The 15,944-nt window shown below is 54.2% G+C and carries 14 protein-coding genes; 12 read left to right on the top strand and 2 right to left on the bottom strand.

The genetic code is table 11. The features are described 5' to 3' along the window. Positions 1 to 395 precede the first annotated feature (395 nt). From QW71_RS30895 to QW71_RS30850, 10 genes are all read left to right on the top strand, one after another. Complete coding sequence (locus QW71_RS30895) at positions 396 to 1,424, top strand: amidase domain-containing protein (RefSeq protein ID WP_039308652.1); 1,029 nt, start codon at positions 396 to 398, stop codon at positions 1,422 to 1,424. Between the two features lie 19 nt (positions 1,425 to 1,443). Continuing rightward, positions 1,444 to 2,535 carry a D-alanine--D-alanine ligase gene (locus QW71_RS30890; RefSeq protein ID WP_039308649.1) on the top strand — a complete coding sequence of 364 codons (1,092 nt, stop codon included), beginning with the start codon at positions 1,444 to 1,446 and terminating at the stop codon, positions 2,533 to 2,535. Between the two features lie 47 nt (positions 2,536 to 2,582). Beyond that, on the top strand, positions 2,583 to 2,900 hold the full coding sequence (locus QW71_RS30885; RefSeq protein WP_039308646.1) for a hypothetical protein: 318 nt from the start codon (positions 2,583 to 2,585) through the stop codon (positions 2,898 to 2,900). Next, a complete protein-coding gene (uvsE, locus tag QW71_RS30880; protein ID WP_039308643.1) occupies positions 2,897 to 3,904 on the top strand; it encodes a UV DNA damage repair endonuclease UvsE in 1,008 nt (335 codons plus the stop codon). The genes QW71_RS30885 and uvsE overlap by 4 nt, the downstream gene beginning before the upstream one ends. Positions 3,905 to 4,069: 165 nt before the next feature. Further along, the gene (locus tag QW71_RS30875) at positions 4,070 to 4,957 is read left to right on the top strand and encodes an inositol monophosphatase family protein (protein ID WP_039308641.1); all 888 of its coding nucleotides are present in this window, start codon (positions 4,070 to 4,072) and stop codon (positions 4,955 to 4,957) included. Between the two features lie 15 nt (positions 4,958 to 4,972). Next, positions 4,973 to 5,263 carry a hypothetical protein gene (locus QW71_RS37430; protein ID WP_042133348.1) on the top strand — a complete coding sequence of 97 codons (291 nt, stop codon included), beginning with the start codon at positions 4,973 to 4,975 and terminating at the stop codon, positions 5,261 to 5,263. A 106-nt stretch (positions 5,264 to 5,369) separates the two neighbouring features. Next, the gene (locus QW71_RS30865) at positions 5,370 to 6,662 is read left to right on the top strand and encodes a stalk domain-containing protein (RefSeq protein WP_039308640.1); all 1,293 of its coding nucleotides are present in this window, start codon (positions 5,370 to 5,372) and stop codon (positions 6,660 to 6,662) included. Between the two features lie 105 nt (positions 6,663 to 6,767). After that, positions 6,768 to 7,334 carry a peptide deformylase gene (gene def, locus QW71_RS30860; RefSeq protein ID WP_039308679.1) on the top strand — a complete coding sequence of 189 codons (567 nt, stop codon included), beginning with the start codon at positions 6,768 to 6,770 and terminating at the stop codon, positions 7,332 to 7,334. Then, a complete protein-coding gene (locus QW71_RS30855) occupies positions 7,334 to 7,585 on the top strand; it encodes a hypothetical protein (protein ID WP_039308637.1) in 252 nt (83 codons plus the stop codon). The genes def and QW71_RS30855 overlap by 1 nt, the downstream gene beginning before the upstream one ends. A 32-nt stretch (positions 7,586 to 7,617) precedes the next feature. Next, the gene (locus QW71_RS30850; protein WP_152679907.1) at positions 7,618 to 8,235 is read left to right on the top strand and encodes a hypothetical protein; all 618 of its coding nucleotides are present in this window, start codon (positions 7,618 to 7,620) and stop codon (positions 8,233 to 8,235) included. Between the two features lie 71 nt (positions 8,236 to 8,306). Here QW71_RS30850 and QW71_RS30845 read toward each other — a convergent pair whose 3' ends face one another. Further along, positions 8,307 to 9,632: a glutamate-1-semialdehyde 2,1-aminomutase gene (locus QW71_RS30845; protein WP_039308631.1), complete on the bottom strand. Its 1,326-nt coding sequence runs from the start codon at positions 9,630 to 9,632 to the stop codon at positions 8,307 to 8,309. 105 nt (positions 9,633 to 9,737) lie between these two features. Beyond that, positions 9,738 to 10,796, bottom strand: a complete 1,059-nt coding sequence (locus tag QW71_RS30840) for an LCP family protein (RefSeq protein ID WP_047014071.1) — start codon at positions 10,794 to 10,796, stop codon at positions 9,738 to 9,740. A 102-nt stretch (positions 10,797 to 10,898) separates the two neighbouring features. Between QW71_RS30840 and bcp the strand changes: the two genes are divergently transcribed. Continuing rightward, positions 10,899 to 11,360: a thioredoxin-dependent thiol peroxidase gene (gene bcp, locus QW71_RS30835; protein WP_039308628.1), complete on the top strand. Its 462-nt coding sequence runs from the start codon at positions 10,899 to 10,901 to the stop codon at positions 11,358 to 11,360. Between the two features lie 120 nt (positions 11,361 to 11,480). Further along, positions 11,481 to 15,767 (top strand): 2-hydroxyacyl-CoA dehydratase, encoded by a 4,287-nt coding sequence (locus QW71_RS30830; RefSeq protein ID WP_052770468.1) that lies wholly within the window; start codon positions 11,481 to 11,483, stop codon positions 15,765 to 15,767. The last annotated feature ends 177 nt before the right edge of the window (positions 15,768 to 15,944 follow it).

Here is a 15,944-nt window from a genome sequence, read left to right as displayed (position 1 = left end):
ACTTTAAGTATAACGGTTGCAAAGAGGGGAGTAAAGTTTTTTTTCCTTCTTCATGGAAGGTTTGTAAGAGGTTGAAACTGCGCTAAATGAAGCGGAAATGCTGTTCATCCAGAAATTTATATGCTTCACACTGCAAAGCCGTTTCTGCCTATTTCCAGCCATGCCTGGAGCGGATTGTCTCCCGGATTCAATTGGAGTTAAATCGTTCCCGTCCTGTATAGCGGCAGGCAATCCTTCATATACATAGGACTACATAGGACAGCAGTCAAAATGGCAAGGGGAAACGGCTGTGCCGTCCTTCAAAAGGATGGCACAGTTTCAGCGGGAAATAGAAGGATAATTTATAGTGCCTGAGCCTATAAATTCTTATATTTGAACGAAAGGGCGGAGAATGAATGGAGCAGCAGTGGAAGAAAAGTCTCTATGTCTATGTGGATCAGCTGAACAAGGGGCGGGTTGCACCTGGAATTGAACCGCGCCAAACCACAATCAAGGATCCGCGGTTCCTGGACGAACAGCGTACACGCTTCCGCCGTATTGCGCAGTGGTACAGCCAGCGGGGGATCACTCCGCTGCGCGGGGAAACAGGCGTCAGGACGCTGCGTACCGTGCGGCAGAATCCCGCCGAGGTGGTCGCCGATGTGGCGCTGCACAGCGCATTCTATTATGAGAAGGGCGGAATGACGCACCGCGAGGATGTGATTGAGTCCGAGCGGCTGACCTTTGTGCGGAAAGGTGGAGACTGGGAGATAATCAACGTGGAGCGCAGTGTTCCCGAGCGGAATGCTGTGCGCAAAGTGGTGGAGACTGAGCCTGCCTTGCGGCTGTCGCAGTGGGGGGAGGTGCTGCCTTCACCACGGCCGTCCCAGCCGCTGCTGAACCGCAGGGTCCTGCGCGGAGTGAGCGGCGCAAGGGAGGTCCGCTACCGCCGCGAAGAGGCGGCGGCGTATGCCGACCGCTGGTGGAAGGACGGCAATCCGGAGTTCGAGATTTTCGAGGTGGACTGCACCAATTATGTCTCCCAATGTCTCTTTGCAGGGGGAGCACCTATCAACTATACTGGTAAAAGAGAAACGGGCTGGTGGTACAAGGGCTACAACGGGGCACAGGAATGGTGGAGCTTCAGCTGGGCGGTCTCGGACAGCCTGCAGCGTTATTTAAGCGGCAGCCGCAGCAGCGGTCTGCGCGCTGAAGTTGTCGAGCGGCCGGAGCAGCTGATGTTAGGCGATGTGATCCAATACGACTGGGACGGCAACGGACATTACCAGCACAGCACGATTGTTACCGCCTTTGATGCGGGAGGCATGCCGCTGGTGAACGCCCGGACGGTAAGCAGCCGCCACCGCTTCTGGGATTACAAGGATTCCTACGCCTGGACGGACCGCACGGCCTACCGTTTTTTTCATATTAATGACTACTTATAATTCAGAAAGAGGTTAGGGCATGGGGAACGCTAAATTGACCGTAGGACTGGTGTACGGCGGCAAATCCGGAGAGCATGAGGTATCGCTCCAGACGGCTTATGCGGTTATGAACGCTTTTGACTACGATAAATATGAAATTATTCCGTTCTACATTTCCAAACAGGGAGTGTGGAAGGTAGGGGCAGCCCTGGAGGCTCCATTCAGCGGAATTGAACAGCTTAAGCTGTCCGGAGCTTCCGGTGATATGGGGATGGCCCTGAACGCGTTGTTCAGCGGACTCGGCGGCGGAGATTCCATTGTGGATGTGATGTTCCCGCTGCTGCATGGCACGAACGGGGAAGACGGCACCATCCAGGGGCTGTTCGAAATGGCGAATATTCCGTACATTGGCGCAGGCGTGCTGGCTTCATCGGCGGGTATGGATAAGGTTGTCATGAAGAAGCTGTTCGGTGAGGCAGGGCTTGATCAATGTGAATATTGTTATTTCAATGCTGCGAACTGGAAAAGCAAAAGCCATGAGCTGATCGTTGGTGTAGAGGATAAGCTGGGGTATCCGGTATTCGTGAAACCGGCCAACCTTGGCTCCAGCGTAGGCATCTCCAAAGCAGCCGACAAAGAAAGTCTGATCAAGGCTGTTGATTACGCATTCCGTTATGATACCAAGGTCATCATCGAGGAATTCATCGATGCCCGTGAGGTAGAAGTTGCCGTACTTGGCAATGAAGAGCCAGAAGCCTCAGTTCCGGGTGAAATCGTCTCTTCCGGCGAATATTATGATTATGCGGCCAAATACACGGACGGCAAATCGCAGATGCTGATCCCGGCACCTGTCGATCCCGAGGTGGCAGACCGCCTGCGCGAATCGGCACTGCTGGCTTTCAAGGCCATTGAGGGCAGCGGCATTACCCGGGCCGATTTCTTCCTGCGGAAGTCTGACGGCAAAATTCTCATTAATGAAGTGAATACAATGCCCGGCTTCACCCCGTTCAGCATGTATCCTCTGCTGTGGCGCGAGACCGGCGTATCCTACCAGGCGCTGCTGGACCGGATGATCGGGCTGGCGCTGGAGCGGTACCAGTTCAGACAAGGGCTTAAGTACGATAACGAATAACATATGGTGATCGGCGGGAGCGTTCCGGCCGGGAAGGAGAGAGAAGCATGGGGTTTCAATCAGAATTCAATTCGGTGTGCAAATTCAAGAATGAACAGGAGCTATATGAGCTGCTGGAGTACGGAAGAACCAAAATGGTGAAGCAGGGCTTCCGTGTATACCCGACCGGCCAGAAGGTCATCGCCTACAATCCTGAGAATGTTGCTGTAGCGATCGTTAAGATTTCGGCTTCCATTGCTGAAATCAACTTCCAGGGCAATGAGGTTACAGCTGTGGAGATGGATCTGGTACGCAAGCTGAATGAGGAAGAGTCGCGGGTACAGACGGCCCTTGCCTACGAAATGTTCTTCGGAGAAGAAGGATGATTGTCCGCTTCGGCTATGTCGCCATGTCTACCGTCATCCCGGACTGCTCACCCTCTAAGACAATGACTATGGCAAGCTTTAACAAGCTGGGCGACCGGGAAGCCGGACTGCGTAAGCTGGAATCAATCGCACGGGTCAATCTCCATAATACACTCCGCCTGCTGAAGCATAATGCAGGCTCGGATATTATGGTCTACCGCCTGACCTCCAAGCTGATTCCGCTGGCGACCCATCCTGATCTGGCGGATTGGCATCCGCTGTCTGCACTGGCGGAGGAGTTCGCTGAGGTGGGCACTTATGTGAAGAAGCACGGCATGCGGGTCAGCTTTCATCCGGACCATTTCACGGTCCTGAGTACTCCGCGTCCCGAGGTACTCGCAAGCTCGATCCGCGACCTGCAGCATCATGCCGATATGCTTGAGGCCATGGGGCTGCCGGCAACCGCCAAGAGCAATATCCACATTGGCGGTGCTTATGGGGACAAGCCTCTGTCTGCGGCGCGTTTCTGTGAGCAATGCTCCGCGCTTCCGATTGCACTCCGGGAACGGATGACGCTGGAGAATGACGACAAGACGTTCAATGCGGTGGAGACACTGGAGGTTAGCCGCAGCCTGGGTCTGCCGATGGTGCTGGATATCCATCATCAATGGGTTAACAACGAAGGCGAGCTCCCCTGGGAGCTGTGGCCGGAGATCCAGAGGACATGGACAAGCAGTCTTGCCCGGAAGGATGTCCTGCCCGGGGAAGTACTGCCTCCGAAGATTCATGTCTCCAGCCCGCGCAGCCCGTCCGATCCGCGTAGCCATGCCGATGGCGTGGAGCCGGCTCCGCTGTTTGCTTTTCTGAAGCGGATCGCCGCCGATACTCCGGCAGTGGATGTCATGATCGAAGCGAAGCTCAAGGACGGAGCCTTGTTTGGCCTGATGGAGGCCATGAAGGAGCTTGCACAGGGCGGGAACGGAATTACGGTACTAAACGGAGCCAGCGTGAATATACAAGCATAACAGGCAACAAACAAGGGGATTAGACCTTATTACGGTGCCAGTATTGACTTGATAAGTGAGCTGAAATAGGGTACGTTGAATGAAAGTTGAGCAGCAATTTGATGTCCTGCGCGTAATAGCGTTCCATGGGAGAACAATCATGCTCAAAGAAAGCGGAGTGAAGAGATGAGTCCTGTAAGTCCTGATAACCGAAATGAACGGGAACCCTATGTAGTTACAAGCAAGGGACATACGGCTGCGGCAATTAATGCTGCAGCCAAAGCGGGGGAATGGATCAAGAGCAGACAAGGCCAGGTGAAGGAACTGGGCAGCAAGACATCCGCCCAGGATCTGGTTACGGAGGTCGATAAAGGTGTGGAGCAAATGATCCGCCGGCTGATCCTGACCCATTATCCCGACCATGCCATCCTTGGTGAGGAAGGCGTTCAGCCGGGAGCGGACGCGCTGACTGCTGCCCTGGATGAAGCGCGGGAGCATGAGTATTTGTGGATCGTTGATCCCATTGACGGCACTACCAATTTCGTACACGGGTTTCCTTTCTATTGTGTATCTATTGCCCTCGTCGTCAAGGGCGAGCTGACAGTGGGGGTCATTTATGATCCGATCCGTGACGAAATGTTCGTTGCCGAGAAGGGCAAAGGTGCGTATATGCACGGGATTCCTACCGCCGTGTCAGCGGAGGCGGAGCCTGGAAGCAGTCTGATTGCCATGGGCTTCCCGCCGGACCGGGTATTCGCCCAGCCTGCCAATATGGCCGGACTGCAGCAGATTCTGCCGCAGGTGCGCGGCGTTCGTGCCGGCGGTTCGGCAGCGTTGCACCTGGCATATGTTGCGGCAGGCCGGGTGGACGGCTACTGGGAAGTGGGCCTGAGTCCGTGGGACTGTGCGGCAGGCGTGCTGCTGGTGCTGGAATCCGGCGGGAAAGTCACTGATACCCAGGGCAATCCCTACGATATCAGTACACGCCATGTAGTGGCGAGCAATGGACGGATACATGATTATCTGGTGAACTCCCTGCAAGCAGCTGATGCCACGGGATTCAAGAAGCAGTAAGGAGGCGGCATTGCCATGAGTGACAATGATGATCTGGAGCGCAGACTGAGTGAGCTTCTGGAGGATGGCGAGATGGAGCCGGATGACCGGCAGGCCAAGGAAATCCGCCAGATTTCGCCCAAGTATGAGATCCGGATACAGACTACGCTCGATCCTATAGTCGAAGAAACGCGCCGATACCGCAAAATCGCTTACGAATTGGACAGCCGGTATGATAAATATGTGCAGCGTTCTGAACAAATCAGCGGCCCGTCTAGCGCGGGCGGCCATAAGAATTCTACAGAATCCGGCAGCGGAGAGCAGTAAGCCGCAGCGGGCCTCAGGAGCGGTTTTCCGATTTATCGGGAAACCGCTCTTTTGCGTAGCGTGGCTGGGTGTTAGAATGGAATTATACTAATTTAGGGGGAATACGATGCTGAAGACATGGAGAAGATTCATATCAGCCGGAACTAGCGGGCTGCTGCTGTTCGCCGTATTAATTAATGTGCATGCAGGCCCTGCCGGTGCCGCTGCAGCAGCCGTTACGCCGGACTCGGAGCAGGATGTCTTTCGCATCGTGGCACTTGGAGATTCCATTACTGCCGGATATGAGCCGGGGATGACTGATTCCAGTGTGAAGCCGTACGGATATGCCGAGAGATTACTGGAGCAAGGCTGGTATCACGGCAGAAGCACGCTAAGCAATTACGGTATATTAGGTCTGAAGACATCCGGATTGCTTCAGTATACCGCCTCTATCAAAGACGGCATCGCAACTACGGCAGAGGCAATCCAGCCGGGGCTGCCTGATCCGCGGATTGCCCAGTTTGCCGCTATGACGCCGCAGATTAGAACGGAGCTTGCTGCAGCTGATTTGATTACGATCACTATAGGCGGCAATGATGTAAGCAGTCTGTTTCTGAATGTTAAGACACTAACGGAGGCTGACTTCACAGCCCAGCTTGCGGAACGCCTCGCGGCGTACAGCAGCAATGTGAAATCGGCGCTGGACAACATCCGGGCCGTGAATCCCCTGGCAACGATTCTGCTGGCCGATCAATATCAGCCTGCTCCAAGAATTGCCCTGGGCGCCTCGTATGACAAGCTGATGAGTGCAGCTGCACAGTTCACAGTAGCGGCTGAGAATATTGCAGCTACCTTGAACCAGGCGGGAGCGCCCGTAAAGGTAGCCCATGTAGCCGCAAAGTTTGCCGGTGTAGAGGGATCGCTCACCCATATTATCGGGGCTGGAGCGGCAGACTTCCATCCGACGCAGCTGGGCTATGAACGGATTGCCACGGTGTTCGCAGAGCAGCAGTGGGGGGAATACCTTACTCCGGCAGCTGCAGTGATGACTTCAGCTACTGCACCGATGTCAATTGTAGTGAAGGGGACCACACTTAACACTCCCAATAAGCCCATTCTGAAGAATGGACAGAATTTCCTGGCGCTGAAGGACATTCTGAATGCGGTAGGCGCAACCGGTAAATGGGATAACAAAACCTCCAGCGCGACGATTATTTACGGTGGAAGAACCGTGGTGATTACGATTGGCTCGAAGACGATTAAGGTGAACGGAACGGATGTGGCAATTGATACCCCGGCATTCCTGCACAAGGTCGGCAAAGAGGATAAAACGTACCTGCCGCTCGCCGCGCTCGCTACCGGACTTGGCTTCGATGTGAATTACAGCAGCAAGCTGCGGACAGCTTTCATTAATCCATAATCCAGCATAATATATCAATATTGCATAATAAAATCAGGCCCGTAAGGCAAAGGTGGATGAACGCAGTTGTCTAGTACAAAATATAATGCCGAATATATAATCACGATGGATGATATCGTGCGTGAAGGGGATCCCGTACTCCGTGCGGTAGCAGAACCCGTGCAGCTGCCGCTGCAGGAGGAAGACCGCGAGGCGCTGAAGTGTATGATGCAGTTCCTGAAGAACAGCCAGGATGCCGAAATGTCTGCCAAACATAAGCTCCGTTCAGGGGTAGGCTTATCCGCCAATCAGGTGGGGCTGAAGAAGCGGATGTTCGTGATGTGCCTGAAGGACGATAACGGCAAAAATGTAGAGTATACCTGGGTGAATCCCAAGATCATCAGCCATTCTGTGGCGATGGTGTATTTACCGGAGAGCGAAGGCTGCCTGTCCGTGGACCGGCCTGTACACGGCTTTGTGCCGCGGTATGAGACCGTGAAGGTTCGGGGATTTGATCTGAACGGTCAGGTGATTACCCAGAAATTCAAGGGTTATCAGGCGATCGTGATTCAGCATGAGATGGATCATCTGGACGGGATCATGTTCTATGACCGGATCAATCAGCAGAATCCGTTCAAGCTTCCGCAGGATGTGGAAATCCGCAGCCTGTATGAACAGAAGAGCAAGGGGTAATGATGGATATTCAAGGATTGCCGCTAACCCTTCTATATACAGGATTGGCACTAGTCATTGCGCTGGTTTTTGTCTACAGGATTAGAAAAGGTACATTCCACAAGCACATCATGGCGGAAGCGGCCATCGTTGTAAGTTATGTGGTTGTCGCTATTGCGGGAGGCAGTATGCCGCTCGCTGTACGGCTGGTGACCCCGCTCGCGGTTGCTGCACTGTTCATGTATGGACGGCGCAAGAGCGGCGGGAGCTGATCAGTTCAATCTGAAATCGGGAGTGAAGCGGTTTGGAGTGGAATAGAATAGCGATAAGAGGGTTGCAGAATGTATACAACGATGAAGCGAAGCAGATTGATGAGCAGATTCTAAGATTAGTACAGCAGAGGAAGTCGGTCGCGGAAGGGAAACAGCTGTTTCCGGATCCGGAGATGATACAGCAATGGTCCGTTGAACTGGGGCTGGAGCTTTCGGAAATATCGCTTGTACTGGGCAGCTTGAATGAATCGGTGCCCAGACGCCACTTTTGGGAAGAGCCGGGTGAACTGCGCGGAGTGCTTCCGATCATGAAGACAATACGGGATGGGGATTTCGAATATGCTCTCACTCATTCCATGCAATATGAGAACCTGAGTATTCTTTCGGTCGAGATCAAGTGCCTGACAGCGGCCGTAGAAAGCGTCAGCATCGAAGCCCCTCTTACACTCGTAATTCTGGGAGAGGCTGAATATGAGGTGCAGATGCATGGTGGCCGGGGTGGCGGTGCCCAGGTAGAGATGCGGTTTTTAATTTGGCCCCCGCTCCCGGAAGCGCTGGATTCCATTGAATTCTCACTGGTCCCTGACGGCAGAGGACTTAGACGTCCGCGCCATAAGGAAGTCACTCTGGACAAGCGGATTGATTTCTAAGGAACCTGCACGGTATATTGGGTGTGAAAAGAGGCTGGCCCCAATGGGGCCGCCTCTTTATCTAGAGTTTCTTACAGCTGTTGCTGCTCCGCTGCCATAGCCGCGAACGAGGCCTCTGCTGCCTCCAGCGTAATATCGATGTCGGCGTCCGTATGGGCAGTGGTCAGGAACCACGCTTCATATTTGGAAGGCGCCAGATTAATGCCGCGGTTCAGCATATGGCGGAAGAAGCTGGCGAACATTTCACCGTCGGTATCCTGCGCTTCATCGTAATTGGTAATCGGATGGTTGCAGAAATGCGTAGAGAATGCACCGCGTATCCGGTTGATGGTCAGTGGAATGCCGTGCCGTCCGGCAGATTCCTGCAGCCCTTCGGTCAGGCGGATAGCGAGCCGTTCCATCTCGTCATAGACACCCTCGGCAGCCAGCACCTCAAGGCAGGCAATCCCTGCCGAGATCGAGGCTGGGTTACCGGCCATGGTACCCGCCTGATAAGCCGGACCCAGCGGTGCGACCTGCTCCATGACATGCTTACGTCCGCCGTATGCGCCGATAGGCAGCCCGCCGCCGATGATTTTGCCCAGTGCGGTCAGATCGGGAATGATATCCTCATGGTTTGCAAGACCTGCATAAGTCTGGGTGGAGCCGTAATGGAAACGGAAAGCGGTGATGACCTCATCGTAAATGACAAGTGAGCCGTTCTCATGCGTCAGCTTGCACAGGCCTTCGAGGAAACCGGGGTGCGGCATGACCATGCCGAAGTTGCCGACAATCGGCTCGACCATAACGGCAGCCACATCTTCGCCCCACTGCTCAAGCGCCTCGCGTAGCCCGTCCAGATCATTGAAGGGTACAGTGATGACTTCCTGGGCGATGCTGGCCGGAACGCCTGCACTGTCCGGGATGCCCAGCGTAGACGGTCCCGAGCCTGCGGCTACAAGCACCAGGTCGGAGTGGCCGTGGTAGCAGCCGGCGAACTTGATAATCTTGCTGCGCTTCGTGTAGGCGCGGGCCACGCGGATTGTTGTCATGACGGCTTCTGTACCGGAGTTGACGAAGCGTACCTTGTCCATGGAGGGGATAGCTTCCTTCAGCATTTTGGCCAGCCTGATTTCAAGCTGGGTTGGCGTGCCATAGAGCAGTCCATTCTGTGCAGCCTCTGTAATGGCAGCGGTGATATGCGGGTGGGCATGTCCGGTAATGATCGGGCCATAGGCGGCCAGATAATCAATATATTCATTGCCGTCCTCGTCCCAGAAGCGGGAGCCTCCGGCGCGTTTCATGAATACGGGGGCACCGCCGCCTACGGCCTTGAAGGAACGGGAGGGGCTGTTGACGCCTCCTACGATATGCTGCAGAGCTTCCTGGTATAAATGTTCTGATGTGCTGCGGTTCATGGAATAACATCCTTTCGTATGTCGGAGGCGCAAGGGAAAGGGCGAACTGGCGGTGTATCCCGCTGTCCGCCCGCCCCTGTGTGCCAAGCATGGTTATATTGTATTCTAGTTAGATCCCGGTGTAGCGGAAGGGCTGCTGCCCGGGGAAGCCTCTGCTTCAGGAGTCGGAGTAGGATCCGGCGCAGTGACTGTATCTTGCACGAACTGCTTCAGATCTTCATCACTGGTGAAGCCGATGACCTGGGAGCCATCTTTGGTGGTTTTCTCTCTGATCAGCTCCATCGGCGGGATTTGTGCACTGCCGCCCATGGAGCTGTCATAGCCAACGCTCCCCAGCTTCCACATATCACTTAATGTAAGATTGGTATCAATATAAGGCGTAACCTCTGACAGAATCGTGGGCAGCTTAATAATAGAAGTGGTACTGATCACCTTGTCCGCCACGGCCTTGAGGAATCCGCGCTGGCGTTCCGTCCGGGTGAAATCGGAAGTGGCGTCATGGCGGAAGCGCACGTACTGCAGCGCCATATTGCCATCCAGGTGCTGGAAGCCTTTTTTGAGATCAATATCGAACTCAGGCCCGTCCGCTTTGGAAGTATAGCGCATGTCTTTCTCAACCTCATAGTCGACACCGCCAACGGCATCTACAAGCTTCATGAAGCCCTGGAAATCGGTATACACATAATATTGAATCGGGATGCCGAGCAGGTCGCTTACCGTCTGCATCGCCGTATTGGGTCCATAGGTAATTGCAGCATTGATCCGCTGTGTCCCGTGGTCAGGGATAGGGATATAAGTATCGCGAAGAATGGAGAACACATAGAATTTTTTCTTGACCGGGTCTAATGAGGCAACCAGCATGGTATCCGAACGTGGAACCTCGCCTTTCTTCACCCCGCGCGCATCGACACCCATAAGCAGGATGTTCACAGGCTCTGTACCTTCCCATTCGGGGGGCTGAACAGTTTCCGCCGAGGCTGTTGGCACATTGACAAACGGAGAATCTTCACCTGTCTTGTGCAGGTTGTCGAGCTGGTTGTAGATCGCGGTGAAATAATAAACCAGACCTCCGATAATTAGAAGGAGTATGATTGCCAGAGTCCAGAGCAACGTCTTCTTTTTTGATTTGCCGGCTTTTGCGTGCCGGTTCTTTCTTGGCGGCATTTCGTTCTTCCTTTCCGGTTCACATTCTCTACATTATAATTTCTTTTGGGAATACACGCAATTTCCGAATCATCAGCCATATCCATAAGGAGTGAACATTAAATGAATATCAAGCTTGGACAAGCGGTCCCGGACTTCACGCTCCCCGCATCCACAGGGCAGGAAATCAGCTTAAGCCAGTATCGCGGCAGGAAAGTCCTGCTCTACTTCTATCCTAAGAATATGACACCCGCCTGCACGCAGGAAGCCTGCGATTTCCGTGATGCCCATGACAGGGTTACAGCCCATGGAGCGGTTCTGCTGGGAATCAGCTCCGATAATCTCGCCTCACACGGCAAATTTATCGCGAAGAACGGTTTGCCATTTCCCCTGCTCTCCGATGAGGAGCATAAGGTAAGTGAATTATTCGGAGTGTGGCAGCTGAAGAAGCTCTACGGCAAAGAATTTATGGGCATTGTGCGCTCCACCTTCCTGATTGACGAAGAAGGAATTCTGATCGCGGAATGGAGAAAAGTCCGGGTCAAGGGCCATGTGGAGGCAGCATTAGAACAAATCGTGAAATAATTAAGTATGCTAGGAGTTAATTGTATTTGTCTGTTACTTTTTTAACAGCTTTGGTCAGCCTCTCTCATGATATAGTTGCCTCATATTACTTCAAATTTGGAGCAAGGCATGGGGGATGGCATGAAAATACTGCGTATTGGGCTTGACGTCGGATCAACTACGGCCAAATTGGTTGTTATGGAACGGGATACAATTATTTATCAAGATTATGTGCGTCATTTCAGCGATATAAAAAAAGCAGCGCTATCTCTCCTGTCCGATGTACAGGACCGGTTCCCGGATAGCGAAGCGGCACTCACTGTAAGCGGCTCCTCCGGTTTATCACTATCTAAACTGGGGGAGATTCCTTTTGTCCAGGAGGTCATTGCCTGCACCAAGGCGATCAGCGAACGGATTCCGCAGTGCGATACAGCGATTGAGCTTGGCGGTGAAGATGCCAAGATTATTTATCTCAGCGGCGGCATTGAGCAGCGGATGAATACCGCCTGCGCAGGCGGTACCGGAGCGTTCATCGATCAGATGGCCTCGCTGCTGCAGACCGATCCCGGCGGGCTCAATGAGCTTGCAGTGAAGCATGAGCGGATCTATCCGATCGCTTCACGCTGCGGGGTATTTGCCAAGAGTGATGTGCAGCCGCTGCTTAATGAAGGGGCACGCCGCGAGGATGTGGCGGCCTCCATCTTCCAGAGCATAGTGAACCAGACGATCAGCGGACTTGCCTGCGGACGGCCGATCCGCGGCCGTGTGGCTTTTCTGGGCGGACCGCTGACGTTCTTGTCTGCACTCCGCGACCGTTTTGCGGATACGCTGGGACTTAAGGAAGGCGATATACTGTTTCCGGAGCATTCGCAATATTTTGTCGCGATCGGTTCGGCGCTTGCTCAGTCTGATCCCCTGTTCTTGCCGCTGCCTCGCTGGATCTCGCGGATTGCTTCCGTGGACTTCTCGCTGGACCGTGCGGAGGATGCCGAGCTGGCACCGCTGTTTGAGACTCCGGATGATCTGGCGCAGTTCAGACTCCGCCACGGCCAAGCGACGGCACCGCGTTCCGAGCTGTCCGCCTATCGCGGACCGGTTTATCTCGGCATTGATGCCGGATCTACAACGACAAAGCTGGTGATTACCGGTTCGGCGGATGAGATTCTATACACTTCCTATGGAAGCAATAAAGGCAACCCGCTGCAGTCTGTCACGGATGCGCTGAAGGCAATCTACCGGATTCTGCCTGAGGGCTGCTACATCGCCGGAGCTTATGCTACCGGTTACGGCGAGGGATTGGTCAAGGCCGCACTGCGGACAGACGGCGGCGAAGTGGAGACGGTAGCGCATTATAAAGCGGCCTCCAAATTCATGCCGGAAGTAGACTTTATCCTCGATATCGGCGGCCAGGATATGAAGTGCATCAAGATCCGCGGCGGCGCTATCGACAGCCTGATGCTTAATGAAGCCTGCTCGGCAGGCTGCGGCTCCTTCCTGGAGAGCTTCGCTTCTGCGCTGGAGCTCGGCATTGAGGAGTTCGCCCAATCGGCGCTCGAATCCGTCAAGCCGGTGAATCTCGGTTCCCGCTGCACCGTGTTCATGAATTCCAAGGTGAAGCAGGTACAGAAGGAAGGCGCGTCTCTGGCGGATCTCTCGGCCGGACTTGCCTATTCAGTTATCAAGAATGCCCTGCAAAAGGTAATCAAAATCCGCAATCCTGAGGATTTGGGCCGCAATATTATTGTTCAGGGCGGCACTTTCTACAATGAAGCCGTACTGCGGGCCTTCGAGCAGTTGACCGGGAGAACCGTGGTCAGACCTGATATTGCCGGCGTTATGGGCGCCTACGGCTGTGCGCTGATTGCCAAAGAACAGGCTGGCCCGGATGGAATTAGCACTATTCTTGGACCCGAAGAGCTGGAGACATTCCAATACTCAGTCTCTCCCGGCCGCTGCAGCCGCTGTGCCAATAACTGCGCGCTGACCATCAGCCGCTTCCCGGACAAGAGCTTCCACGTGACCGGGAACCGCTGCGAGCGCGGGGCAGGCGGCAAGAAAGAGAAGAATACGCTGCCGAATCTGATGCAGTATAAATATGAACGTTTCTTCGATTATGAGGGATTGCCTGAAGAAGCGGCGGTACGGGGCACGGTAGGAATTCCGCGGACGATGAATATGTTCGAGAATTATCCGTTCTGGCATACCTTCTTCACCTCTCTGCGCTACCGGACCGTACTGTCGCCGAAGTCCAGCAAGAAGCTCTATGAGAGCGGAATGGATACCATTCCGTCGGAGTCCATCTGTTATCCGGCGAAGATGGCCCACGGGCATGTGCAGAGTCTGATCGGCAAGGGCGTTAATTTCATCTTCTATCCGGCGGTTGTTTTTGAGAAGAAGGAAGATGAAGCGGCCCAGAACCATTTCAATTGTCCGGTAGTCGCCTCCTATCCGGAGGTTATCCGCAACAATATGGATGGTTTGAAGGAGCAGGGGGTTCCTCTAGTCAGTCCGTTCCTGACCTTCGATGATATTCCGGCGCTGACGCGGGTGCTGGTGAAGACCTTTGCCGATGTTCCCAAGGAGGAGATCGCTGCAGCTGTACAGGCGGGACTTGCTGAAGCTGATCGGGCGAAGAATGATGTGCGTACGAAGGGCGAAGAAACGCTGGTCTTCCTCACGGAGACAGGGACGAAGGGGATTCTGCTCTGCGGACATCCCTACCATGCTGATCCGGAGATCAATCACGGCATAGCCGATATGATCACCGGCATGGGTCTTGCGGTGCTGACCGAGGATTCGGTCTGCCATCTGGACCACAGTGAAGGAGACGTAGGCGTAGTCAACCAATGGACCTACCATGCGCGGATGTACCGTGCGGCCCGGCTGGCTGCGGGAAGAAACGATCTGGAGCTTGTCCAGCTGACTTCCTTTGGCTGCGGCATTGATGCGATCACCTGCGATGCCGTTCAGGAGATCATGGAACGTCACAACAAGGTCTATACGCTGATTAAGATTGATGAGATCAGCAATCTGGGGGCCGCACGTATCCGTCTGCGTTCCCTGCAGGCAGCTATGCGTGAGCGGGAGAAGGGGGATGTGCAGCCTCAGCTGCTGTACAAGACGCAGGCAAATGTGCCGTTCACGAAGGAAATGAAGGAAACCTATACCATTCTGGCTCCGCAGATGTCACCGATCCATTTCGAGCTGTTTGAACGGGTGTTCCAGGACGCAGGTTATCGTCTGAAGATCCTGGAATCGACCGGACCGCAGGAGACCGAGGAAGGTCTAAGGTACGTGAACAATGATGCCTGTTATCCGGCGATTGTAACCATCGGGCAGATGCTGTCCGCGCTGAAGAGCGGGGAATACGATCCGGACCGGACTGCCGTGATCATGTCACAGACCGGCGGCGGCTGCCGGGCGACCAATTATATCTCCCTGCTGCGCAAGGCACTGAAGGATTCGAATCTGGGGCAGATTCCGGTCATTTCGCTGAATGCATCCGGAATGGAGAATCAGCCGGGCTTCCGGATCAGCCTGAAGCTGGCGAACCGCCTGATTGCTGCGGCCTGCTACGGTGATCTGATGATGCGTCTTCTGCACCGCTTCAGACCGTATGAGACCGTTCCGGGAAGCGCCGGAGCCTTATTCCGCAGAGGAATGGAGCGCTGCAAGAAAAGCCTCTCGAACTTCTCGTTCCGTGAGTACAAGCGGCTGTGCCGTGAGATCGTTGCTGAGTTCTCCCGGCTCGCGGTTAACCCGGCAGTGAAGCCGAAGGTGGGCATTGTCGGTGAAATACTGATCAAATTCCATCCGGACGCCAATAACCGCATTATCGATATGATTGAGGCAGAAGGCGGAGAGGCTGTAATGCCGGATTTCCTGGACTTCATCTTCTATTGTGTCTATAATCCGATCTACAAAGCCGAGCAATTCGGCAAAAGCAAACGGCTGGGATATATTAATCCCATGCTGATCTCGTATCTGGAGATTTACCGTAAGCCGGTCAAAGTGGCGCTGGAGCAAGCCGGACTGGCCAAAGGCCGGGAGAATATTTATGGGCTGGCCGAGAAAGCAAGCCGCCTGGTCTCTGTAGGCAACCAGATGGGCGAAGGCTGGTTCCTGACAGCGGAGATGATGGATCTGCTGGATAATGGCGTGAACAATATTGCCTGTATTCAGCCATTTGCCTGCCTGCCGAATCATATTACCGGCCGGGGCATGATTAAAGGTCTGAAGGAGCTGTATCCGGGCGCGAATATCGTTGCCATCGACTATGATGCCGGGGTCAGCGTCGTGAATCAGGCTAACCGGATCAAGCTGATGATGTCAATTGCCAGCGGGCTTGCGAGCGGCAAACAACCGTCAGCAGAGGAAATCGCACGGCTGCAGCCTACTTTAACTGGCACTGTGGGCTGCGGGATATAAGCTCAGTTATGCTGAAAAGCCCTGCATATGCCAAAGAGCGGACCGGATTAACCTCCGGCCCGCTCTTTTTCGATTCATCCGCTTTCTGTGGCGGAGATCCGGTAACTTTTCATAAGTTCCTGCCCATAAGAGACAATTTCATAATTCCAAACCCTTGCTGGGAGCGGTTTTTTTGAG

It is taken from the genome of Paenibacillus sp. IHB B 3415 (assembly GCF_000802655.2).
GTDB classification, from domain to species: Bacteria; Bacillota; Bacilli; order Paenibacillales; family Paenibacillaceae; genus Paenibacillus_AQ; species Paenibacillus_AQ phytohabitans.
Note: the sequence above shows the minus strand (reverse complement) of the source record. Positions and strands in the feature narration are given on the sequence as shown.